At 71.0% G+C, this 23,023-nt stretch carries 18 protein-coding genes; 7 read left to right on the forward strand and 11 right to left on the reverse strand.

Annotation, left to right across the window (positions count from 1 at the left end; all coding sequences use genetic code 11):
* Window positions 1–138: 138 nt before the first annotated feature.
* Genes tkt through pgl form a run of 6 tightly spaced genes read left to right on the forward strand, consistent with a single transcriptional unit; the run spans window position 139 to window position 8,301 of the window.
* Window positions 139–2,220, forward strand: coding sequence for a transketolase (gene tkt / locus OF852_RS03135; protein ID WP_271120360.1), 2,082 nt, complete (start codon window positions 139–141; stop codon window positions 2,218–2,220).
* Between the two features lie 47 nt (window positions 2,221–2,267).
* Window positions 2,268–3,377, forward strand: coding sequence for a transaldolase (gene tal / locus OF852_RS03140; RefSeq protein ID WP_271120361.1), 1,110 nt, complete (start codon window positions 2,268–2,270; stop codon window positions 3,375–3,377).
* On the forward strand, window positions 3,374–4,972 hold the full coding sequence (locus OF852_RS03145) for a glucose-6-phosphate isomerase (protein WP_271120362.1): 1,599 nt from the start codon (window positions 3,374–3,376) through the stop codon (window positions 4,970–4,972). The genes tal and OF852_RS03145 overlap by 4 nt, the downstream gene beginning before the upstream one ends.
* Before the next feature lie 26 nt (window positions 4,973–4,998).
* Window positions 4,999–6,540, forward strand: a complete 1,542-nt coding sequence (gene zwf / locus OF852_RS03150; protein WP_271120363.1) for a glucose-6-phosphate dehydrogenase — start codon at window positions 4,999–5,001, stop codon at window positions 6,538–6,540.
* Window positions 6,537–7,481: a glucose-6-phosphate dehydrogenase assembly protein OpcA gene (locus OF852_RS03155; RefSeq protein WP_271120364.1), complete on the forward strand. Its 945-nt coding sequence runs from the start codon at window positions 6,537–6,539 to the stop codon at window positions 7,479–7,481. The genes zwf and OF852_RS03155 overlap by 4 nt, the downstream gene beginning before the upstream one ends.
* 19 nt (window positions 7,482–7,500) lie before the next feature.
* On the forward strand, window positions 7,501–8,301 hold the full coding sequence (pgl, locus tag OF852_RS03160; RefSeq protein WP_271120365.1) for a 6-phosphogluconolactonase: 801 nt from the start codon (window positions 7,501–7,503) through the stop codon (window positions 8,299–8,301).
* A gap of 91 nt (window positions 8,302–8,392) precedes the next feature.
* On the opposite strand, the gene OF852_RS03165 is transcribed toward pgl, so the two are convergent.
* The 11 genes from OF852_RS03165 to uvrB all read right to left on the reverse strand — a co-directional run bounded on the left by OF852_RS03165 (window position 8,393) and on the right by uvrB (window position 21,959).
* Complete coding sequence (locus OF852_RS03165) at window positions 8,393–8,761, reverse strand: RNA polymerase-binding protein RbpA (RefSeq protein WP_271120366.1); 369 nt, start codon at window positions 8,759–8,761, stop codon at window positions 8,393–8,395.
* Window positions 8,762–8,847: 86 nt separating this feature from the next.
* The gene (secG, locus tag OF852_RS03170) at window positions 8,848–9,105 is read right to left on the reverse strand and encodes a preprotein translocase subunit SecG (RefSeq protein WP_271120367.1); all 258 of its coding nucleotides are present in this window, start codon (window positions 9,103–9,105) and stop codon (window positions 8,848–8,850) included.
* Between the two features lie 66 nt (window positions 9,106–9,171).
* The gene (gene tpiA, locus OF852_RS03175) at window positions 9,172–9,960 is read right to left on the reverse strand and encodes a triose-phosphate isomerase (protein WP_271120368.1); all 789 of its coding nucleotides are present in this window, start codon (window positions 9,958–9,960) and stop codon (window positions 9,172–9,174) included.
* Complete coding sequence (locus OF852_RS03180) at window positions 9,957–11,177, reverse strand: phosphoglycerate kinase (protein ID WP_271120369.1); 1,221 nt, start codon at window positions 11,175–11,177, stop codon at window positions 9,957–9,959. The genes tpiA and OF852_RS03180 overlap by 4 nt, the downstream gene beginning before the upstream one ends.
* A gap of 30 nt (window positions 11,178–11,207) precedes the next feature.
* Window positions 11,208–12,215 (reverse strand): type I glyceraldehyde-3-phosphate dehydrogenase, encoded by a 1,008-nt coding sequence (gene gap, locus OF852_RS03185; RefSeq protein ID WP_271120370.1) that lies wholly within the window; start codon window positions 12,213–12,215, stop codon window positions 11,208–11,210.
* Between the two features lie 109 nt (window positions 12,216–12,324).
* Window positions 12,325–12,951, reverse strand: a complete 627-nt coding sequence (locus tag OF852_RS03190) for a superoxide dismutase (RefSeq protein WP_271120371.1) — start codon at window positions 12,949–12,951, stop codon at window positions 12,325–12,327.
* A 134-nt stretch (window positions 12,952–13,085) separates the two neighbouring features.
* On the reverse strand, window positions 13,086–14,063 hold the full coding sequence (whiA, locus tag OF852_RS03195) for a DNA-binding protein WhiA (RefSeq protein ID WP_271120372.1): 978 nt from the start codon (window positions 14,061–14,063) through the stop codon (window positions 13,086–13,088).
* A gap of 14 nt (window positions 14,064–14,077) precedes the next feature.
* Window positions 14,078–14,953 carry an RNase adapter RapZ gene (gene rapZ / locus OF852_RS03200; protein ID WP_271120373.1) on the reverse strand — a complete coding sequence of 292 codons (876 nt, stop codon included), beginning with the start codon at window positions 14,951–14,953 and terminating at the stop codon, window positions 14,078–14,080.
* Entirely contained in the window at window positions 14,950–16,860 is a 1,911-nt protein-coding gene (uvrC, locus tag OF852_RS03205; RefSeq protein WP_271120374.1) for an excinuclease ABC subunit UvrC, read from the reverse strand. Before uvrC ends, rapZ begins: the two co-directional genes overlap by 4 nt.
* 1 nt (window position 16,861) lies before the next feature.
* Window positions 16,862–19,783, reverse strand: a complete 2,922-nt coding sequence (gene uvrA / locus OF852_RS03210) for an excinuclease ABC subunit UvrA (RefSeq protein ID WP_271120375.1) — start codon at window positions 19,781–19,783, stop codon at window positions 16,862–16,864.
* Between the two features lie 106 nt (window positions 19,784–19,889).
* Window positions 19,890–21,959 (reverse strand): excinuclease ABC subunit UvrB, encoded by a 2,070-nt coding sequence (gene uvrB / locus OF852_RS03215; RefSeq protein WP_271120376.1) that lies wholly within the window; start codon window positions 21,957–21,959, stop codon window positions 19,890–19,892.
* Between the two features lie 94 nt (window positions 21,960–22,053).
* Here uvrB and OF852_RS03220 point away from each other — a divergent pair, with 94 nt between their 5' ends.
* Entirely contained in the window at window positions 22,054–22,953 is a 900-nt protein-coding gene (locus tag OF852_RS03220; protein ID WP_271120377.1) for an EamA family transporter, read from the forward strand.
* The last annotated feature ends 70 nt before the right edge of the window (window positions 22,954–23,023 follow it).

Genomic DNA, 23,023 nt, shown 5'->3' on the forward strand with positions numbered 1-23,023 from the left:
TTGAGTGCTCGCCAGCGCCGAGCCCTCCCCCACGCCGTGATGGCGCGCGGATGCGGCGGCGCCCGATCCCGGACGGCGAGCGGATCCCGCGGGGACGTTGGCCGACGCCCCGCATCGAATCGGAAGGTCAGCATCACCGTGCCAGCTCTGCAGTGGGACCCCATCGACGACAAGGCAGTGGATACGGCGAGGGTGCTCGCCGCCGACGCGGTCGAGAAGGTCGGCAACGGCCACCCCGGGACGGCCATGAGCCTCGCGCCCCTCGCCTACCTCCTCTTCCAGAAGGTGATGCGCCGCGACCCGTCCGACAACGAGTGGATCGGCCGCGACCGCTTCATCCTCTCGGCCGGCCACAGCTCGCTCACCCAGTACGTGCAGCTCTACTTCGGCGGCTACGGCCTCGAGATCGAGGATCTCGAGGCGCTGCGCACCTGGGGCTCGAAGACCCCCGGCCACCCCGAGTACGGCCACACCGACGGCGTCGAGATCACGACGGGCCCGCTCGGCCAGGGTCTGGCCTCGGCGGTCGGCTTCGCCTACGCCCAGCGCTACGAGCGCGGGCTCTTCGACCCCGAGACGCCCGCCGGCGAGAGCCCCTTCGACCACTTCACCTATGTGATCGCGGGCGACGGCGACATCCAGGAGGGCGTCACGAGCGAGGCCGGCTCGCTCGCCGGCCACCAGCAGCTCGGCAACCTCATCGCCTTCTACGACAGCAACCAGATCTCCATCGAGGACGACACGCAGATCGCCTTCACGGAGGACGTGCAGGCCCGCTACGAGGCCTACGGCTGGCAGGTCCAGGTCGTCGACTGGAAGAAGACCGGCGAGTACGTCGAGGACGTCGCCGAGCTGCACCGCGCCATCGAGGCCGCCCAGGGCGAGACCTCGAAGCCCTCGCTCATCATCCTCAAGACGATCATCGGGTGGCCGAGCCCGAAGAAGCAGAACACGGGCAAGATCCACGGCTCCGCTCTCGGCGGCGACGAGCTCGCGGCGCTCAAGGAGGTGCTCGGCTTCGACCCGGAGCAGACCTTCCAGGTCGCGCCCGAGGTCATCGAGCACACCCGGAAGGCGCTCGAGCGCGGCGCCGCGGCGCACGCCGAGTGGCAGCGGGGCTTCGACGCCTGGGCCGCCGCGAACCCCGAGCGCAAGACGCTCCTCGACCGCGTGCTCACGGGCGAGCTGCCCGAGGGCGTGGACGAGGTGCTCCCGGTCTTCGAGGCCGGCAAGGACGTCTCCACCCGCGCGGCGAGCGGCAAGGTCCTCGCGGCGCTCGGCCCGGTCATCCCCGAGCTGTGGGGCGGCTCGGCCGACCTCGCCGAGTCGAACAACACGACCATCCCCGATGTCGCGTCCTTCGTCCCCGAGGAGCACTCGACGCACGAGTGGACCGGCAACCCCTACGGCCGCACGCTGCACTTCGGCATCCGCGAGCACGCCATGGCCGCGATCCTCAACGGCATCGTGCTGCACGGCAACACGCGCCCCTACGGCGGCACCTTCCTCATCTTCAGCGACTACATGCGCCCCGCGGTCCGCCTCGCGGCGCTCATGAAGGCGCCGTCGATCTTCGTCTGGACGCACGACTCCGTCGCCCTCGGCGAGGACGGGCCGACGCACCAGCCGATCGAGCAGCTCACGACGCTCCGCGCGATCCCGGGTCTCGACGTCGTGCGCCCCGCCGACGCCAACGAGGTCTCGTGGGCGTGGAAGACGATCCTCGAGCGCCGCGAGGGCCCGGCCGGCATCGCGCTGAGCCGCCAGAACCTCCCGGTCTTCGAGCGCGGCGAGGGCGGCTTCGCCTCCGCCGCCGGGACCGCGAAGGGCGCCTACGTCCTCGCGGACGCCGACGGCACGCCGGACGTGATCCTGCTCGCCTCGGGCTCGGAGGTGCAGATCGCCGTCGAGGCCCGCGAGCAGCTCGAGGGCGAGGGCATCCGGGCGCGCGTCGTCTCGGTCCCCTCGCAGGAGTGGTTCGAGGAGCAGGACGACGCCTACAAGGAGTCCGTCCTCCCCGCCGCGGTGACCGCCCGCGTCTCCATCGAGGCCGGTCTCGCGCTCACCTGGGCGCCCTACCTCGGCGCCCACGGCCGCTCCGTCTCGATCGAGCACTTCGGCGCCTCGGCGGACTACAAGACCCTCTACCGCGAGTTCGGCATGACGACCGAGTCGGCCGTCGCCGCCGCGAAGGACTCGCTCGCCGCAGCCCGCGGCTGAGCGACGCACGCACCGACGCCGTCTCTCCAGGAAGCACAGGCAACGACATGACCACCACCCCCACCGCAGCCCTCTCCGCCGTCGGCGTGAGCATCTGGCTCGACGACCTCTCGCGCGAGCGGATCCAGTCGGGCGGACTCGAGAAGCTCATCGCCGAGCGCGACGTCGTCGGCGTGACGACGAACCCCACGATCTTCGCGGCCGCGCTCGCGAAGGGCGAGGCCTACGACACCCAGGTCGCCGAGCTCGCGAAGGCGGGCACCGGCGTCACCGACGCGGTCTTCGAGATCACCACGGACGACGTCCGCGACGCCTCCGACGTGTTCCGCCCGGTCTACGACCGCACCGCGGGCATCGACGGACGCGTCTCGATCGAGGTCGAGCCGGGTCTCGCGCACGACGCGGCCGGCACCATCGCGGAGGCCAAGCGCCTCTGGGCGAAGGTCGACCGTCCGAACGCGATGATCAAGATCCCCGCGACGATCGAGGGCCTCGAGGCCATCACGGCCGTCATCGCCGAGGGCATCAGCGTCAACGTGACCCTGATCTTCTCGCTCGAGCGCCACCGCGCGGTCATCGACGCCTACCTCGCGGGTCTCGAGCAGGCGAAGGCGAACGGCCGCGACCTGTCGACGATCCACTCGGTCGCGTCCTTCTTCGTGTCCCGCGTCGACAGCGAGATCGACAAGCGCCTGGATGCGATCGGCACCGAGGAGGCGACAGCGCTCAAGAGCAAGGCGGGCGTCGCGAACGCCCAGCTCGCCTACGAGCTCTACGAGCAGGAGTTCTCGAGCGACCGCGCCCGCGAGCTCCTCGCGCTCGGCGCGAACGCGCAGCGCCCGCTCTGGGCCTCGACCGGCGTCAAGGACCCCTCGCTCCCCGACACGCTCTACGTGACGGAGCTCGCGGTCGCCGGCGTCGTGAACACGATGCCGGAGAAGACGCTCGAGGCGACCTTCGACCACGCGAGCATCGAGGGCGACCGGGTCACCGGCTCCTACGCCGACGCGAAGGCCGTCCTCGACCAGCTCGCCGCGATCGGCGTGGACTACGACGAGGTCACCGCGCTCCTCGAGCGCGAGGGCGTCGAGAAGTTCGTCGTCTCGTGGAACGAGCTCCTCGACACCGTCACCGCGGCGCTGGAGGCGGCCAAGTGACCGCCACGGTCGTCGCGAGCGGTGCGGCGGCCGAGGCCGTCGCCCGTGTCGTGCCGCAACTCGTCGAGGACGAGTTCGCGAGCCGGCTCTTCGCGAAGGACGCCACCCTGTGGGGCGAGGCGGCCGAGCCCGAGAGCGCGAAGCGCCTCGGCTGGACCGAGGCCGCCGAGGTCTCGAGCGCGCTCGTGCCCGAGATCCTCGCCCTCCGCGATGAGCTCCGTGCCGCGGGCGTGTCCCACATCGTCCTCGGCGGCATGGGCGGCTCCTCGCTCGCGCCCGAGGTCATCGCGGGCACCTACGGCCACGAGCTCACCGTCCTGGATGCGACCGACCCCGGTCAGGTGCGCTCCGCCCTCGAGGACCGTCTCGAGCAGACGGCGGTCGTCATCTCCTCGAAGTCCGGCTCCACCGTCGAGACCGACAGCCAGAAGCGCGTCTACGAGGGCGCCTTCCGCGCCGCGGGGATCGACCCGACGAGCCGCATCGTGATCGTGACCGACCCGGGCTCGCCGCTCGACGAGGCCGCGCGCGCCGACGGCTACCGCGTCTTCAACGCCGACCCGACGGTCGGCGGCCGCTACTCGGCACTGACCGCCTTCGGGCTCGTCCCGACGGGACTGGCCGGCGTCGACATCCAGCAGCTCCTCGACGAGGCCAAGGCCGCGGAGCTCGAGCTCGCGCTCGACTCGCCCGAGAACCCGGGCCTCGTGCTCGGCGCGGCGATCGCCGGCACCGAGCCGCTCAAGGACAAGCTCGGCATCGTCCCCGACGGCACCCACATCGTGGGCCTCGGCGACTGGGCCGAGCAGCTCATCGCGGAGTCGACCGGCAAGGACGGCCGCGGCGTGCTCCCCGTCGTGCTCACGACCGGCTCCCCCGAGCTCGACGTCGTGATCGACGACCTCCAGATCGTGCGGCTCGTCGCCGACGCCAAGGCCACCGAGGAGGTCGCGGAGGGCGAGATCGAGGTCTCCGGCTCGCTCGGCGCGCAGCTGCTGCTCTGGGAGGTCGCGACGGCGGTCGCCGGCCGCCTCCTCGGGATCAACCCCTACGACCAGCCCGACGTGGAGTCGGCGAAGATCGCCGCGCGCGGCCTGCTCGACCAGCGTCCCGAGCCGACGGAGCCCGTCTTCGTCGACGCCGGGATCGAGGTGCGCACCGCAGGCGGGCTCGAGATCGCCGACCGCACCCTCGCGGGCGCGGTGTCGGCGCTCCTCGCGCAGCTCGGCGCCGACGGCTACGTGGCGATCCAGGCCTACCTGGACCGCCCGGCGAACCCCGAGCTCACCGGGCTGCGGGATGCCGTGGCGGCCCGCACCGGCCGGCCCGTCACCTTCGGCTGGGGCCCGCGCTTCCTCCACTCCACCGGCCAGTACCACAAGGGCGGCCCCGCGCAGGGCGTGTTCCTGCAGGTCGTGGGCACGGCGTCCGAGGATCTCGAGATCCCGGAGCGGCCCTTCACCTTCGGCCAGCTCATCCAGGCCCAGGCGGCGGGCGACGCGAGCGTCCTCGCCGACCACGGACGCCCCGTGCTGACGCTGACCGTCACGGATCCGGCCGCGGCGACCGCCGCCATCCGGTCCGCGATCGCCTGACGCCCGCACCGCACGGAAGCAGACGCATGCCCGTCGAGATCACCCCGGAGTTCAACCCGCTCCGGCTGCCGAGCGACCGCCGCCTCAACCGGATCGCGGGGCCCAGCGCCCTCGTGATCTTCGGGGTGACGGGCGACCTCTCGCGCAAGAAGCTCATGCCCGCCGTCTACGACCTCGCGAACCGCGGGCTGCTGCCCCCGGGCTTCGCCCTCGTCGGCTTCGCGCGCCGAGACTGGGCGGACGAGGACTTCGAGCAGGTCGTGCACGACGCGGTCAAGCAGTACGCGCGGACCCCCTTCGACGAGGAGGTCTGGCGCCAGCTCGCGCAGGGCATCCGCTTCGTGCAGGGGACCTTCGACGACGCGGCCGCCTTCGAGCAGCTCAAGTCGACGCTCGAGGGACTCGACCGGGATCGCGGCACGATGGGCAACCACGCCTTCTACCTCTCGATCCCGCCGAAGTCCTTCCCCGAGGTCACCGAGCAGCTCCGGCGCTCCGGGCTCGCGGAGCAGCGCGACGGCACCTGGAGCCGCGTGGTCATCGAGAAGCCCTTCGGCTCGGACCTCGAGACCGCACGCGAGCTCAACGCCGTCGTCGAGTCGGTGTTCCCCGCCGACTCGGTGTTCCGGATCGACCACTACCTCGGCAAGGAGACCGTCCAGAACATCCTGGCGCTCCGCTTCGCGAACCAGCTCTACGAGCCCCTCTGGAACGCGAACCACGTGGACCACGTGCAGATCACGATGGCCGAGGACATCGGCGTCGGCGGGCGCGGCGGCTACTACGACGGGATCGGGGCGGCACGCGACGTCATCCAGAACCACCTCCTCCAGCTCCTCGCGCTGACCGCCATGGAGGAGCCGGTCTCCTTCGACGCGGCCGACCTGCGGGCCGAGAAGGAGAAGGTGCTCTCGGCGGTGCGCCTCCCCGCGGACCTCTCGGCGGCGACGGCCCGAGGACAGTACTCCGGCGGGTGGCAGGGCGGCGAGAAGGTCCTCGGCTTCCTCGAGGAGGACGGCATGAACCCGGACTCCCAGTCCGAGACCTACGCCGCGATGCGACTCGACATCGGCACCCGGCGGTGGGCGGGCGTGCCGTTCTACCTCCGGGCCGGCAAGCGTCTGGGCCGCCGCGTGACCGAGATCGCGGTCGTGTTCAAGCGCGCGCCGCAATATCTCTTCGCCGACAGCCAGACCTCGGCGCTCGGCGAGAACGCGCTCGTGATCCGCGTGCAGCCCGACGAGGGCGTCACGATCCGCTTCGGCTCGAAGGTCCCGGGTGCCACCATGCAGGTGCGCGACGTCACCATGGACTTCGGCTACGGCCATGCGTTCACCGAGGCGAGCCCCGAGGCCTACGAGCGGCTCATCCTCGACGTGCTGCTCGGCGACCCGCCCCTCTTCCCGCGCCACGAGGAGGTCGAGCTCAGCTGGAAGATCCTCGACCCCATCGAGGAGCACTGGGCCTCGCTCGACGAGCAGCCCGAGCAGTACCGTCCCGGGACCTGGGGTCCCGCCTCCGCGGACGAGCTCCTCGCCCGCGACGGCCGCGTCTGGAGGCGCCCGTGATCGTCGAACTGCCCGAGACCACGACGAGCAAGGTCTCGAAGGCCCTCGTCAAGATCCGCGAGGAGGGAGGCGCCGTCGCCCTCGGCCGCGTGCTCACCCTCGTCATCTCGACGGCGCTCGGCGAGGAGGAGGAGGCCATCGAGGCCGCCAACGACGCCTCCCGCGAGCACCCGATGCGCGTCATCGTGCTCTCGGCGGACCGGGATGCGGGCGACTCGCGGCTCGACGCCCAGATCCGGGTCGGCGGCGACGCCGGCGCGAGCGAGGTCATCGTTCTCCGCGCCCACGGCGAGGTCGCGAGCGATGAGGAGGGCCTCGTGACGGGGCTGCTCCTCCCCGACGCCCCCGTCGTCGTCTGGTGGCCGGGCGCGCATCCCCTCGATCCCGGCGACTCCGCGCTCGGCGCGATCGCGACACGGCGCATCACGGACGCCGCCGCGACCGCCCGGCCGCTCGAGTCCCTCGCCGCGATCGCCCGCAGCTATCGTCCCGGCGACACCGACTTCGCCTGGACCCGGCTCACGCTCTGGCGCGCGCAGCTCGCCGCCGTCCTCGATCAGCCGCCGTACCAGCCGGTCGAGCGCATCGAGGTCCGCGGCTCGGACGACTCGCCCTCGACCGAGCTCCTCGCCGCCTGGCTGCAGCTGCAGCTCGACGTCGACGTGGAGCTGCAGCTCGTCGACCACGAGGAGGGCTCGAGCGGCATCCACCGCGTGGTCCTCCATCGCGCCGCGGGGCCCATCGTCCTCGAGCGGATCCAGCCGAAGGTGGCCCGCCTCGAGCAGCCCGAGCAGCCCCGTCACGACATCTCCCTGCCGCGCCGCAGCCTCCGCGACTGCCTGGCCGAGGAATTGCGTAGGCTCGATCCCGACGACCTCTTCGGCGAGGTCGTGCAGAAGGGGCTCGACCGCCTGGGCATCGCCGCGGCGTCCGAGTCCTGACCCGAGCAGAGGAGCACGCGTGACGAACGAGAGACGGGTTCTCGTCCATCCGGACAAGGAATCGCTCGCCGGGAGCGTCGCTGCACGGTTCATCACGAAGATCATCGACGTGATCGAGGAGCAGGGCCACGCGCACGTCTCGCTCACGGGCGGCACCATGGGCTCGGCCGTGCTCGAGGCGATCGCCGCGAGCCCGGCGCGCGAGAGCGTCGACTGGTCGAAGATCACCTTCTGGTGGAGCGACGAGCGCTACCTCCCGCACGGCGACCCCGAGCGCAACGACACCCAGTCGAAGGCGGCGCTGCTCGACGCGCTCGGCCTCGAGCCGGACCAGGTCAAGACCCTCCCGGCGCCGGGCGAGCACCGCACGATCGAGGAGGCCGCGCTGGCCGCCGAGCGGATGCTCGCGGAGGCCGCACCGGAGGGGGCGCCGGCTCCGCGCTTCGACGTCATGTTCCTCGGCGTCGGTCCGGATGGCCACATCGCCTCCCTCTTCCCCGAGCACGCGCAGGTGCACGAGACGGCGCGGGTCGTCGTCGCCGAGCCCGACTCCCCCAAGCCGCCCGCGGCGCGACTGTCCCTGACCCTCCCGGTGATCAACGCCGCCGAGCGGATCTGGCTCGTGCTCGCCGGCGCCGACAAGGCCGGCGCCCTCGGCCTCGCGCTCGCGGGCGCGAGCATCGGCGAGGTGCCGGCTGCCGGGGTCCAGGGACGGAAGCGGACGGTGTTCTTCGTCGATGCGGCGGCCGCCGCGGAGGTGCCGGAGGCGCTCATCGCGCCGAACCAGTACTGGACGGCCGCGCACGACATCCCGTCCTGAGCGCCGGCGCGGCGGCCCTCGGGACCGACGAGGAAGGCCCCGGCTCTCGCGAGCCGGGGCCTTCCTCGTCGACGTGAGGAGCTGCGGGGCGTCAGGCCTTCGCGGTCTCGCCCGAGCGGCGGGCGCGCAGCTGCACGAGCGCCTCCTCGAGGAGCTGCGCGGCCTCCTCCTCGCTGCGGCGTTCCTTCACGTACGCGAGGTGCGTCTTGTAGGGCTCCGACTTCTGCGACTGCGGCGGGTTCGCCTTGTCACGGCCGGCCGGGAGGCCGGTCGTCGGGCTGTCGATCACGTCGGGGATCTCCTCGTCCGGGAGATTCGCCGCGAAGTAGCGGACGGTCTCGTTGCCGGACGCGTCCCAGTAGGAGACGGCGATCCGCTCCGCGTGGAAACCGCGATCCTGCTCGCCCATCGGGCCGGAGCCAACCCGCGATCCACGGATCGCGCTGCCACCAGATGCCACGGTGGTGTCCTTCCTCGGGTGCCGCGCGAGTCGCGGCGGTGCTGTGGGGTGCTACGTGATTCGGCGCGCTACGTGCCGCACGGCGCTCAGACGGCGCCGCCGCCGTCGAACTTCGTGATGAGCCCGAGCACGACGATGCACGAGACCCACACGATGCCGAGGATGACCGTGATGCGGTTCAGGTTACGCTCCGCGACACCCGATGCGCCGAGGTTCGAGGTGACGCCGCCGCCGAACATGTCGGAGAGACCGCCGCCGCGACCCTTGTGCAGGAGGATGAGCAGCGTCAGCAGGAGGCTCGTGACGCCGAGCAGCACCTGGATGACGACCTGGAGGATTTCCACGGAGAACCTTTCGCATCGGCCGAACGGCCGGGGTACATCATAACCGCTGGGAGGACTCCCGGCGCGTCAGACCACGTGCTTCTGATAGCGCACGATCGCGGAGAACTCCTCCAGCTGGAGGCTCGCGCCGCCGACGAGCGCGCCGTCGACGTTCGGCTGCCGCATGAAGCCCGCGATGTTGCCCGACTTCACCGAGCCGCCGTAGAGCACGCGGGTCGACTCGCCCGCCTCCTCGCCGAGCAGCTCGGCGACCACGGGACGCAGCGCCGCGCAGACCTGCTCGGCCTGCTCCGCGGTCGCCGCCTGGCCGGAGCCGATGGCCCAGACGGGCTCGTAGGCGACCACGACCTCCTTGCCCTGCTCGGCACCGCCGAGTGCGGTCCGGAGCTGGGCGACCGGCACGGCACTCGGACCGTGCTCCTCGAGGTCCTCCGCGGTCTCGCCGACGCAGATCACGGGGACGAGCCCGTGCTTGTGCGCCGCAGCCACCTTCGCCGCCACGAGCTCGTCGGTCTCGCCGTGGTACTGGCGTCGCTCCGAGTGGCCGATGATGACGTAGCCGGCTCCGAGCGCGGAGAGGAACGCGCCCGAGATCTCGCCCGTGTAGGCGCCCGAGTCGTGCGCCGAGAGATCCTGGCCGCCGAAGGCGATCTCGTACTTGTCGGCGCTGACGAGCGTCTGCACGCTGCGCAGGTCGGTGAACGGCGGGAAGACCGCCACCTCGACCGCACCGTAGTCGTGGTTCGCGTCCTTGAGCGCCCACTCGAGCTTCTGGAGGAACGCGATCGACTGCAGGTGGTCGAGGTTCATCTTCCAGTTGCCCGCGATGAGCGGGCGACGGGTCGTGGTGTTCATGCTGACTGCCATCCGAGGACCTCCAGGCCGGGAAGCTGCTTGCCCTCCAGGAACTCGAGGCTGGCGCCTCCGCCCGTGGAGATGTGACCGAACTGCGCGTCCTCGAATCCGAGCGCGCGCACGGCGGCGGCGGAGTCGCCGCCGCCGACGACGCCGAGGCCGGAGACCTCGGTGAGCGCCTGGGCGACCGCCTTCGTGCCCGCCGCGAAGGGCGCGAGCTCGAAGACGCCCATGGGGCCGTTCCAGAAGACGGTCGAGGACGCCGCGACGATCTCCGCGAACCGCGCGGCGGTCTCGGGCCCGATGTCGAGACCGAGTCCGGAGGCGCCGAAGGGGGTCTCCTCGATGCCGTCGGCGGGACGCACCATGTGCTCCGTGTCGGCGCCGAACCTCGACGCGACCACGACATCCGTCGGCAGCACGATCTCCACGCCGCGGCGCTCGGCCTCGGCCAGGTAGCCGCGCACGGTGTCGATCTGATCCGCCTCGAGCAGGCTGGATCCCACCTTGTGGCCCTGCGCCGCGAGGAAGGTGAAGAGCATGCCGCCGCCGATGAGCAGCGAGTCGACCCGCGGGAGCAGATGCTCGATGACCCCGAGCTTGTCGGAGACCTTGGAGCCGCCGAGCACGACCGCGTAGGGGCGCTCCGGGCTCTCGGTGAGCCGATCGAGGACCTCGAGCTCGCGGGCGATGAGGAGACCTGCCGCACTCGGCAGGGCCTCGGCGAGCTCGAACACGCTCGCCTGCTTGCGGTGCACGACGCCGAAGCCGTCGGACACGAGGACGTCGCCGAGCTCCGCGAGCTCGCGTGCGAAGGCCTCGCGCTCGCCCGCGTCCTTCGAGGTCTCCCGCGCGTCGAAGCGCAGGTTCTCGAGGAGCAGGACGCCGTCCGCCGGGAGGCCGGCGACGGCATCCCGAGCCTCCTCCCCGACCGTGGTCGAGGAGAAGGACACGGGCTTGCCGAGGAGCTCGCTGAGCCGCTGCGCGACCGGCGCGAGGCTGTACCGCGCGTCGGGCGCGCCGTCGGGCCGCCCGAGGTGGGACATGGCCACGACCCGCGCACCCGCCGTCAGGAGGGCGTCGATCGTCGGGACGGACGCGCGCACGCGCCCGTCATCCGTGATGACGCCCTCCTTCAGCGGGACGTTGAGGTCGCAGCGCAGGAGGACCGTCGTGCCCGAGAGCTCGCCGAGGCTCTCGATGGTGCGCAGCGTCATGCTGTCGGATCCCGGGGTGCGTTCCGGCGCCTAGAGGCGCTCGGCGACGTACTCGGTGAGGTCGACGAGACGGTTCGAGTAGCCCCACTCGTTGTCGTACCAGGCGTAGAGCTTGACCTGGTCGCCGATGATCTTCGTCAGCGGGGCGTCGAAGATCGAGGAGTGCGGGTCGGTCGTGATGTCGCTCGACACCAGCGGGTCCTCCGAGTACTTGAGGATGCCCTTGAGCGAGCCCTCGCTGGCCTCCTTGTACGCGACGTCGATCTCGTCCTTCGTGACCGGGCGCGAGGCCTGGATGGTGAGGTCGGTGATGGAGCCGGTGGGGACGGGCACGCGCAGCGAGTAGCCGTCGAGCTTGCCGTTGAGCTCGGGGAGCACGAGGCCGATGGCCTTCGCCGCGCCCGTCGAGGTCGGGACGATGTTGATCGCGGCGGCGCGCGCACGGCGCGGGTCGCTGTGCGGGCCGTCCTGCAGGTTCTGGTCGGCGGTGTACGCGTGGATCGTCGTCATGAGGCCGCGCTCGATGCCGAAGGTGTCGTTGAAGACCTTCGCGAGCGGCGCGAGGGAGTTCGTGGTGCACGAGGCGTTCGAGATGATGTGGTGGTTCGCCGGGTCGTAGGACTCGTGGTTGACGCCCATGACGAAGGTCGCGTCGTCGCCGGTCGCCGGCGCCGAGATGATGACCTTCTTCGCGCCCCCGCCGTCGATGTGCTTGCGGGCGTCCTCGGCCTTCGTGAAGCGGCCGGTCGACTCGATGACGATGTCGACGCCGTGGTCGGCCCACTTGAGGGCGGCCGGGTCGCGCTCCGCGAACACCGTGATGGCCTTGCCGTTCACCGTGATCTTCTCGTCGTCGTACTCGACGGTCGCGTCGAGGCGGCCCGTGATCGAGTCGTACTTGAGGAGGGTCGCGAGGGTCTTGTTGTCGGTCAGGTCGTTGACGGCGACGATCTCGAGGTCGCTGCCCTGGGCGAGGGCGGCGCGGAAGTAGTTGCGACCGATCCGGCCGAAGCCGTTGATGCCGATCTTGACGCTCATTGCACTCCTTGTTCGATGCGCTTGCACGCGATCTGAAGGTCCGCGGATGCGGGATGGGTGGTGGTGGTGAGGCCGCGCGACCGGGGCCGGAGCCCCGGTCGCAGAGCCGTTACGACAGTACCAGCAGGCCGTCGGTCTTCTCGCGCGCGACCGCGAGGCGCTGTGCGACGTTCTCCCAGTTCGCGATGTTCCAGACCGCCTTGATGTACTCCGCCTTGACGTTGAGGTAGTCGAGGTAGAAGGCGTGCTCCCACATGTCGAGCTGGAAGATCGGCGTGAGGCCGAGGTTCGTGTTGCCCTGCTGGTCGAAGAGCTGCTCGATCACGAGCTTCTGCCCGATCGGGTCCCAGCCCAGGACCGCCCAGCCGGAGCCCTGGATGCCGGCGGCCGCGGCCGCGAAGTGCGCCTGGAACTTCTCGAAGGAGCCGAACTGGTCGGCGATCGCCGCCGCGAGCTCCCCCTCGGGCTGCCCGCCGCCGTTCGGCGAGAGGTTGGTCCAGAAGATCGAGTGGTTGACATGACCGCCGAGGTGGAAGGCGAGATCCTTCGAGAGGCGGTTGATGTTCGCGAAGTCGCCCGACTCGCGCGCCTCCTCGAGCTTCTCGAGGGTCGTGTTGGCGCCCGCGACGTAGGTCGCGTGGTGCTTCGAGTGGTGCAGCTCCATGATCTTGCCGCTGATGTGCGGCTCGAGCGCCGAGTAGTCGTAGGGCAGGTCGGGAAGCGTGTAGACAGCCATCGTTCATCTCTCCTAGAGGTTGATCCCCGCATGGCATCCGCCACGCCGGGCGACGCTCCGAGCCTATCGAGGACGGGGGCGGCGGCGCCGGGCCGGGGTCCGGGATGACGCCGCGTGTCAGCGGATGCGGAGGCTCACTCCGCCAGCTCGGGCGGGAGTCCCGCATCCGTGCCGGGGATCCCCTCGTCGGAGGCCTTCTTGTCGGCCATCGCGAGGAGGCGCCGGATGCGGCCGGCGACGGCATCCTTCGTCATGGGCGGATCGGCGTGGTGGCCGAGCTCGTCGAGGCTCGCATCGCGATGCGCGAGCCGCAGGTCGCCCGCGTACTTCAGGTGCTCGGGCACCTCGTCGCCGAGGATCTCGAGCGCGCGCTCGACGCGGGCGCACGCGGCGACGGCGGCCTGCGCGCTGCGGCGCAGGTTCGCGTCGTCGAAGTTCACGAGCCGGTTCGCGGTCGCGCGCACCTCGCGGCGCTGCCGCAGCTCCTCCCACGCGGCGACCGTCGCATCCGCGCCCATGAGCCGGAGGATCGCGCCGATCGCCTCGCCCTCGCGGACGACGACGCGGTGCACGCCGCGCACCTCGCGCGCCTTCGCGGGGATGCGGAGGCGGCCCGCCGCGCCGACGAGCGCCATCGCGGCCTCGTTGCCGGGGCAGACGATCTCGAGCGCCGCGGAGCGGCCGGGGTCCGTGAGGCTGCCTGCCGCGAGGAAGGCCCCGCGCCAGACGGCGGCGAGATCCTCGCGGTTGCCGGTCGTGAGGCGGTTCGGGAGGCCGCGGATCGGCCGGCGGCGGGCGTCGAGGAGCCCCGTCTGACGGGCCAGGGTCTCGCCCCCCTCGACGACGCGCACCAGGTACGCGGGCCCCTTCCGGGCGCCGCCCGCGGAGATCATGGTCGCCTCGCTGCGGACGCCGTAGAGCTCGGCGAGATCCTTGCGGACCCGGCGCGCGATCTGCGGCGAGTCGACCTCCGACTCGACCGCGATCCGCCCCGAGATGATGTGGAGGCCGCCGGAGAAGCGCAGGATCGTCGCGAGCTCCGCCGCCCTCACCGTCGTCTTGCCGACCTCGATTGCGGTCAGCTCCTGCTTGACGTCGGCGGTCAGTGCCACGCGATCCTCTCCTGTCATTCGCGGCCGAGGTCGCGATGCTTGACGCTGGCGGCGACTCCGGGGATCTCACGGAATCTGCGGGCCAGCTCCTCGGCGAGCGCGACGGAACGGTGCTTGCCGCCCGTGCATCCGATAGCGATCGTAGCGTGCCGCTTGTTCTCACGACGGTACCCCGCGAAGACCGGGACCAGCGCCTGCAGGTAGCCGTCGAGGAAGGCCTCGGCGCCCTCCTGCGCGAGCACGTACTCGCTCACCTCGAGGTCGCGGCCCGTCCCCGGGCGCAGCTCCGGCACCCAGAACGGGTTCGGCAGGAAGCGCGCGTCGGCCACGAGATCGGCGTCCGTGGGCATGCCGTACTTGAAGCCGAAGCTCTGCACCGTGAGCCGGAGCGCGTCGTCGTCGGCCTCGCTGAAGCGCTCGACGATGCGGTTCGCGAGCTGGTGGATGTTGAGCTCGGAGGTGTCGATGATGAGGTCGCTCTCGCTGCGCAGCTCGCGGAGCATCGACCGCTCCGTCGTGATGCCGTCGAGGAGCGTGCCGTCGCCCTGGAGCGGGTGCGGGCGCCGGACCTGCTCGAAGCGCCGCACGAGGGCCGCGTCGGTGGCATCGAGGAACAGGATGCGGACCGTCGCGTCGCGGCGGAGCGACTCGAGCGTCGCCTCGACGTCCCGGAACAGGGCGCCGCCGCGGACGTCCATGACGGCGGCGATGCGGGGCATGGCCTCGGCGGAGGCGCTCGCGAGGTCGACGAGCGGGCGCAGCATCTGCGTCGGCAGGTTGTCGACGACGTACCAGCCGACGTCCTCGAGCGCCTTCGCGACGGTCGAGCGGCCGGCGCCCGACATGCCGGTGACGAGCAGCATCTCGCGTGCGGTGTCGTTCTCGGTCATGGCTCCGTCTGCGGGTCGGCGGCGGGCGTGGGCGACGAGCCCAGCCTAGCCGCGATCGCGGCGGCCGTCGCGGGCCCGACACCCTTGACCTCGGCGATCTGCTCGGGGCTCGCGGCCCGCAGGCGGGCGACCGAGCCGAAGTGCTTGAGCAGCGCCGTGATCCGCGACGGGCCGAGCCCCGGGACCTCGGCGAGCACCGTCTGGATGTCGCCCTTGCGCTTCTGCCGCTGGAAGGTGATCGCGAAGCGGTGCGCCTCGTCGCGGATCCGCTGCACGAGGAAGAGCGCCTCGCTGTTGCGGGGCAGGATGACCGGGAACGCGTCGTCCGGCATCCAGATCTCCTCGAGCCGCTTTGCGATCCCGACGACCGGGATGTCGGCGGCGCCGCTGTCGCGGAGCGCCCGCGCGGCCGCCTCGACCTGCGGCTGGCCGCCGTCGACGATGAGCAGGCTCGGCCGGTAGGCGAAGCGCTTCCGCGCGCCCTCCTCGTCGACGCCCGCCTCCGTCTCCTCGTCGAGGCGCGCCAGTCGCCGCATGAGCACCTGGTAGAGCGCCGCGGTGTCGTCCGCGTACTCGGCGATCGAGAACTTCCGGTACTGGTTCTTGCGCGGCAGGCCGTCCTCGAACACGACCATCGAGGCGACGATGTTGGTGCCGCCGAGGTGGGACACGTCGTAGCACTCGATGCGGAGGGGGGCGTCGGGGAGACCGAGCGCGTCCTGGATGTCGGTGAGGGCCTGGGTGCGGGCCACGTAGTCGGCCGTTCGGCGCGTCTTGTAGAGCATGAGCGCCTGCTTCGCGTTGAGCGTCGCCGTCTGCATGAGCGCGGCCTTCTCGCCGCGCTGCGCCGTCCGGAGGCTCACCTGGCCGCCGCGCGGGCGGCGGGCGGCGAGCCAGGTCTCCATCGCGCTCGAGTCCTCCGGGAGCTCGGGCACGAGGATCTCGCGCGGGGGCGGCTCCGACTCGTAGGCGCTCTCGAGCACCGAGTCGACGAGCTCGCCGACGGGCACGTCGAGCTCCTTGTCGACCACCCAGCTGCGGGTGCCCCGGATGCGGCCGCCGCGCACCACGAACTGCTGGACCGCGGCCGCGAGCTCGTCGTGCTCGATCGCGAAGAGGTCCGTGTCGACGCCGTCGCGGAGGACGACGGCGCTCTTCTCGAGCACGTTCTCGAGCGCCTGGATGCGGTCGCGCAGCCGCCCCGCCTCCTCGTAGCGCTGCTCCTCGGCGGCGCGGACCATCGAGCGCCGCAGCGCCGCCACGGCGCTCTGATCGTGGCTCGCCATGAAGTGCGCGAACTGCTCGACGACGGCGCGGTGCTCCTCGATCGAGACCGTCATGGAGCACGGGCCGCCGCAGCGGCCGATCTGCCCGGGGAAGCACGGCCTCCCGGTCTGCATCGCCCGCTTGTAGCTCGAATCCGAGCAGGTGCGGATCGGGAACGCCTTCACCATGAGGTCGACGGTCTCGCGCACCGCCCAGATCTTCGGGTAGGGCCCGAAGTAGCGCGCACCCGGGATGCGGCGGTTGCGCGTCACGATGACGCGGGGGGCCTCATCGGCCATGGTGAGGGCGAGGAACGGGTAGGTCTTGTCGTCCCGGAACTTCACGTTGAACGGCGGGTCGAACTCCTTGATCCAGGTGTACTCGAGCTGGAGCGACTCGATGTCGGTGCCGACGATCGTCCACTCCACGCCCGAGGCGCGCAGCACCATGGCGCGGGTGCGCTCGTGGAGGCTCCGCAGCGGCTGGAAGTAGTTCGCGAGGCGCTGGCGCAGGTTCTTCGCCTTGCCGACGTAGAGCACGCGCCCCTGCGCGTCCGAGAACCGGTACACGCCGGGGCTCGTCGGGATCTCCCCCGCCTTCGGCCGCCACGGGATCGCGTCGGCCCGCTCGACGCGCGCCACCTCAGCTCGCCTTGCGCCGGCTCCGCGCCGTCGCGGCCGGCTCCAGGATCTCGCGGAGGAACTCGCCGGTGCGGCTCTCCGGGTGCTCCGCGAGCTGCTCCGGCGTGCCCGTCGCGAGCACGAGCCCGCCGCCCGAGCCGCCCTCCGGACCCATGTCGATGAGCCAGTCGGCGCTCTTGATGACGTCGAGGTTGTGCTCGATGACGATGACCGAGTTGCCCTTGTCGACGAGCCCGCCGAGCACGAGGAGGAGCTTGCGCACATCCTCGAAGTGCAGGCCCGTCGTCGGCTCGTCGAGCACGTAGATGCTCCGGCCGTTCGAGCGCTTCTGGAGCTCGGTCGCGAGCTTCACGCGCTGCGCCTCGCCGCCCGAGAGCGTCGTCGCGGACTGGCCGAGGCGCACGTAGCCGAGGCCGACATCCACGAGGGTCTTCAGGTAGCGGTGGATCGAGGAGATCGGCTCGAAGAAGCCGGCCGCCTCCTCGATCGGCATGTCGAGGACCTCCGCGATGCTCTTGCCCTTGTAGTGCACCTGGAGCGTGTCGCGGTTGTAGCGCGCCCCCTGGCACACCTCGCAGGCGACGTAGACGTCGGGGAGGAAGTTCATCTCGATCTTGATCGTGCCGTCGCCGGAGCAGTTCTCGCAGCGGCCGCCCTTGACGTTGAAGCTGAAGCGGCCGGGCAGGTAGCCGCGCGCCTTCGCCTCGGCGGTCTCGCTGAACAGCGTCCGGATCTTGTCGAAGACGCCCGTGTAGGTCGCGGGGTTCGAGCGGGGCGTGCGGCCGATGGGCGCCTGGTCGACGTGCACGACCTTGTCGAGGTGATCGAGCCCCGTGACCCGCTTGTGCTTGCCCGGCACCTGGCGCGCCCCGTTGAGCTGGTTCGCGAGGACCTTGTACAGGATGTCGTTGACGAGACTCGACTTGCCCGAGCCCGAGACGCCGGTCACCGCGACGAAGGTGCCGAGCGGGAAGCTCACCGTCACATCGCGCAGGTTGTTCGCCTTCGCGCCCTCGACCGTCAGCTGCCGCTTCCGGTCGATCTTGCGGCGGGACGTCGGGATCTCGATCTCGCGACGGCCGGCCAGGTAGTCGCCCGTCATCGACTCGCGGTTCTCGAGCAGCGAGGCGTAGTCGCCCGAGTGGACGACGTTGCCGCCGTGCTCCCCCGCGCCGGGCCCGATGTCGACGATCCAGTCGGCCGTGCGGATCGTGTCCTCGTCGTGCTCGACGACGATGAGCGTGTTGCCGAGGCTCTTGAGCTTCACCAGCGTGTCGATGAGGCGGCGGTTGTCGCGCTGGTGCAGGCCGATGGACGGCTCGTCGAGCACGTAGAGCACGCCGGTGAGCCCCGAGCCGATCTGCGTCGCGAGGCGGATGCGCTGCGCCTCGCCGCCGGAGAGGGTCGCCGCCGCCCGCGCCATCGTGAGATAGCCGAGCCCGACCTCCAGCAGGAACTCGAGGCGCACGCGGATCTCGCGCAGCACCTGCGCCGCGATCCGCGCCTGGCGCTCTGTGAGCTCGAGCCGCTGCATGAAGTCGTAGGAGTCCTGGAGGCTCAGCTCCGCGACGCGCGTGATGCTCTCCCCCGCGACGAGCACCGCGAGCACCTCCGGCTTCAGGCGCGCGCCATCGCAGACGGGGCACGGCACCTCGCGGAGGTACTCGCCGTAGCGCTGCTGCGACCAGTCGCTCTCCGCCTCCTGGAACTTCCGCTCGATGTAGGGCATGACGCCCTCGAAGCCCGTCGAGTACTTCATCTGCCGGCCGTAGCGGTTGCGCCACTGCACCACGACCTCGAAGTCGTTGCCGCGGAGGATCGCCGTGCGGACCTCGTCGGAGAGGTCCTGCCAGGGCGTGTCGAGCGAGAATCCGAGATCCCGGGCGAGCCCCTCGAGGAGGCGCTGGAAGTAGTTGTAGAGCCCCTTGCCACCCTGGTTCCAGGGCAGGATGACGCCCTCGTTGAGACTCAGCTCCGGGTCGCCGATGAGCAGGTCGGTGTCGACGGCCATCTTCGTGCCGAGGCCCGAGCACTCCGGGCACGCGCCGAACGGGGCGTTGAAGGAGAAGGTGCGCGGCTCGATCTCGGTGAGCTGCAGGGGGTGGCTGTTCGGGCAGCTCAGCTTCTCGCTGAAGGTGCGGAACTTCGCGGCGGCGTCCGGGCCGTCGAGCGCGAGGTCGACGAAGTCCACCTGCACGACCCCGTCGGCGAGGCCCAGCGCCGTCTCCACCGAGTCGGTGAGGCGCGTGAGGATGTCGGGGCCGGCCACGAGACGGTCGACCACGACCGCGATGTCGTGCTTGTACGACTTCTTCAGCTTCGGCGGATCCGTCAGCTGCACCACCTCGCCGTCGACGACCGCGCGCGCGTAGCCGGAGGCCGCGAGCTCCTTGAAGAGGTCGACGAACTCGCCCTTCTTCTGCTTCACGACCGGGGCGATCACCTGGTAGCGGGTGCCCGCCTCCAGCTCCATGAGCTGGTCCGCGATCTGCTGCACCGTCTGACGCTGGATCCGCTCGCCGCACACCGGGCAGTGCGGCTCGCCGATGCGCGCCCACAGGAGGCGCATGTAGTCGTAGATCTCGGTGATCGTGCCGACCGTCGAGCGCGGGTTCCGGTTCGTCGACTTCTGATCGATCGACACCGCCGGGCTCAGCCCCTCGATGAAGTCGACGTCGGGGCGGTCCACCTGGCCGAGGAACTGGCGGGCGTAGGCGGAGAGCGACTCCACATAGCGCCGCTGCCCTTCCGCGAAGATCGTGTCGAAGGCCATCGAGGACTTGCCCGAGCCGGAGAGGCCCGTGAAGACGACGAGCGAATCCCGTGGGATCTCGAGATCGACGTCCTTCAGATTGTGGACGCGGGCGCCTCGGACGCTGAGCTTCTGGGTTCCGGAGACAGGGGTGATCGACACTCTCACCATTCTACGAAGACCACCGACATTCGGCTGTCCGACGCGTCTCGCTCTCAGGTCGACCGGGGGTCCGGACCGCGCCCGTCACGCCGGGATCGCCGACCCGAGGTCACAGCTAGCGGACGTGGCCGGCGGCCTCCATCTGGCGCAGCTCCTTCTTGAGGTCGCCGAGCTCGTCGCGGAGCCGCGCCGCGAGCTCGAACTTCAGCTCCGCCGCCGCCGCCAGCATCTGCTGGTTGAGGTCGGCGATGATCGTCTCGAGCTCGTTCGCCCCGCTCGCGGCGAGGCCCTCGCGTCGGAGGTTCGGGGTCGCGGCGCGCTTGCGCCCGTCCCCGCGGCCCTCGAGGAGCTTCGCCGTGTCGGCGCCCTCGCGCGCGAGCACGTCCGTGATGTCGGCGATGCGCTTGCGCAGCGCCTGCGGCTCGATGCCGTGCTCCGCGTTGTAGGCGATCTGCTTCTCGCGGCGGCGGTCGGTCTCGTCGATCGCCTTCCGCATCGAGTCGGTCATGTTGTCGGCGTACATGTGCACCTGGCCCGAGACGTTGCGCGCGGCGCGGCCGATCGTCTGGATGAGGGACGTGCCGGAGCGCAGGAAGCCCTCCTTGTCGGCGTCGAGGATCGCGACGAGCGACACCTCCGGCAGGTCGAGTCCCTCGCGGAGCAGGTTGATGCCGACGAGCACGTCGTAGACCCCGGCGCGGAGCTCGGTGAGCAGCTCGACGCGTCGGAGCGTGTCGACGTCCGAGTGCAGGTAGCGCACCTGGACGCCCGCCTCCCCGAGGAAGTCCGTGAGCTCCTCCGCCATCTTCTTCGTGAGCGTCGTGACGAGCACGCGCTCATCGCGCTCGACGCGCGCGCGGATCTCCTCCAGGAGGTCGTCGATCTGCCCCTTCGAGGGCTTCACCACGATCTCCGGGTCGACGAGGCCCGTCGGGCGGATGATCTGCTCGACGACGCTGTCGGTGATGCCGAGCTCGTAGCGGCCCGGCGTCGCCGAGAGGTACACCTTCTGGCCCGCGCGGTCCAGGAACTCCTCCCAGCGCAGCGGCCGGTTGTCGAGCGCGCTCGGGAGGCGGAAGCCGTGCTCGACGAGCGTGCGCTTGCGGCTCGCGTCGCCCTCGTACATGGCGCCGATCTGCGGCACCGTGACGTGCGACTCGTCGATGACGATGAGGAAGTCGTCCGGGAAGTAGTCGAGGAGCGTGTGCGGCGGCTCCCCGGGGGCCCGGCCGTCCATGTGGCGGGAGTAGTTCTCGATGCCGTTGCAGAATCCGATCTGCTCCATCATCTCGAGGTCGAAGGTCGTGCGCATGCGCAGGCGCTGCGCCTCGAGCAGCTTGCCCTGCCGCTCGAGCTCGGGCAGCCGCTCCGCGAGCTCCTCCTTGATGCGGTCGATCGCGCGGTGCATCGTCGCCGGGCTCGCGGCGTAGTGCGTCGCCGGGAACACCGAGACCGAGTCCATCCTCCGGATCACGTCGCCCGTCAGCGGGTGCAGCTCGTAGAGCGCCTCGACCTCGTCGCCGAACATCTCGATGCGGATCGCGTGCTCCTCGTACATCGGGATGATCTCGAGGGTGTCGCCGCGGACCCGGAACTTGCCGCGGGAGAAGTCGACGTCGTTGCGGTCGTACTGCATGTCGACGAAGCTGCGGATGAGGGCGTCGCGCGAGATGCGGTCGCCCACCTGCAGCGCGACCATGGCGCCCAGGTACTCCTCCGCCGCGCCCAGTCCGTAGATGCAGGAGACGGTCGAGACGACGACGACGTCGCGCCGGGAGAGCAGCGAGTTCGTCGTCGAGTGGCGGAGCCGCTCGACCTCCGCGTTGACGGAGCTGTCCTTCTCGATGAAGGTGTCCGTCTGCGGGACGTAGGCCTCCGGCTGGTAGTAGTCGTAGTAGCTCACGAAGTACTCGACCGCGTTCTTCGGCATGAGCTCGCGGAACTCGTTCGCGAGCTGCGCCGCGAGGGTCTTGTTGTGCGCGAGCACCAGCGTCGGCCGCTGCACCTGCTCGATGAGCCAGGCGGTCGTCGCCGACTTGCCCGTGCCGGTCGCGCCGAGCAGCACGACATCCGTCTCGCCCGCGTTGATGCGCCCCGCGAGCTCGCGGATCGCCTGAGGCTGGTCGCCGCTCGGGGAGTACTCGCTGATGACCTCGAACGGCCTGACGGCGCGGGTGATCTCCATGGCATCCAGCCTAGGCGGGGCCCCCGACACGGCGCCGGGCGAACCTTCTCGCGCCGCGACGGGGGATGGTCCGCCGGGGCTCTAGCGTTGACCCATGCCCCTCATCCGCTCCGAGCGCGCCGCCGCGGCCGCCTCCATGACGGGCGCCGTCTCGAACCAGCTCGGCGCGGCGATCGGCGCCACGATCTTCCCCCTCGTCGGACCCGTCGGCGTCGTCGCGGCGCGCCAGTTCGTCTCCGCGATCGTCCTGCTCGGCATCAGCCGGCCGCGGCTGCACCGGCTCACCTGGCGGCAGTTGCGGCCCGCGCTCCTCCTCGGCGCGGCGCTCGTCTCGATGAACGTCTCCATCTACTTCGCGATCGAGCGCATCGGGCTGGGTCTCGCGGTGACGCTCGAGTTCCTCGGGCCGCTCGCGCTCGCGCTCATCTCCTCGCGGCGGCGCCGGGATCTCGGCATCGCCGCGCTCGCGGGCCTCGGCGTCGTGCTCCTCACCGGGACCGTGTCGGGGCTCGACCCGCTCGGGATCGCCTTCGCGCTGCTCGCCGCCGCCTCGTGGGCCGGGTACATCCTGTGCAATCAGGTCGCCGGCCGCAGCCTTCCGGGGCTCCAGGGCACCGCGATCGGCAGCCTCGTCGCGACCATCACGACCCTCCCGCTGCTCGTGGTCGCCGTCCTCCACGTCCCGGAGGGCGAGCTGCCCCGGGTGCTGCTCGTCTTCCTCGCGGCCGGCCTGCTCGCCTCGGTCGTGCCGTACTCGATCGACCTCGTGGTCCTCCGGCACCTCCGGCGCGAGGTGTTCGGGATCCTGCAGAGCATCCACCCCGCCGCCGCCGCGCTCGCGGGCCTCCTGGTGCTGCAGCAGCTGCTGACGCCGCTCCAGTGGGCCGGACTCCTGCTCGTCAGTGCCGGCAACGTCCTCGCGGTGCTGCTCGGGGCGCGCGGCGGCGGCCCCGCCTCGGATCCGGGCGTCCCCGAAGCCGATCCGCGCGGCTGAGCCGCCCAGCGTCGATGGACACCCGAACTCAGCCCCGGACCACATCGGTTTGCCGTCCGGGGCGCGAGAG

The sequence above is a fragment of the Homoserinibacter sp. YIM 151385 genome (genome assembly GCF_027912415.1).
In the GTDB taxonomy this organism is placed as follows: Bacteria; Actinomycetota; Actinomycetes; order Actinomycetales; family Microbacteriaceae; genus Schumannella.

Bases quoted from the DNA above. Each gene is read 5' to 3' on its own strand.
- gap (WP_271120370.1), bottom strand. From the start codon at position 12,215: ATGAGCGTCAAGATCGGCATCAACGGCTTCGGCCGGATCGGTCGCAAC.
- tal (WP_271120361.1), top strand. From the start codon at position 2,268: ATGACCACCACCCCCACCGCAGCCCTCTCCGCCGTCGGCGTGAGCATC.
- tpiA (WP_271120368.1), bottom strand. From the start codon at position 9,960: ATGAACACCACGACCCGTCGCCCGCTCATCGCGGGCAACTGGAAGATG.
- zwf (WP_271120363.1), top strand. From the start codon at position 4,999: ATGCCCGTCGAGATCACCCCGGAGTTCAACCCGCTCCGGCTGCCGAGC.
- uvrA (WP_271120375.1), bottom strand. From the start codon at position 19,783: ATGGTGAGAGTGTCGATCACCCCTGTCTCCGGAACCCAGAAGCTCAGC.
- uvrB (WP_271120376.1), bottom strand. From the start codon at position 21,959: ATGGAGATCACCCGCGCCGTCAGGCCGTTCGAGGTCATCAGCGAGTAC.
- rapZ (WP_271120373.1), bottom strand. From the start codon at position 14,953: ATGACCGAGAACGACACCGCACGCGAGATGCTGCTCGTCACCGGCATG.
- OF852_RS03220 (WP_271120377.1), top strand. From the start codon at position 22,054: ATGCCCCTCATCCGCTCCGAGCGCGCCGCCGCGGCCGCCTCCATGACG.
- OF852_RS03190 (WP_271120371.1), bottom strand. From the start codon at position 12,951: ATGGCTGTCTACACGCTTCCCGACCTGCCCTACGACTACTCGGCGCTC.
- OF852_RS03180 (WP_271120369.1), bottom strand. From the start codon at position 11,177: ATGACGCTGCGCACCATCGAGAGCCTCGGCGAGCTCTCGGGCACGACG.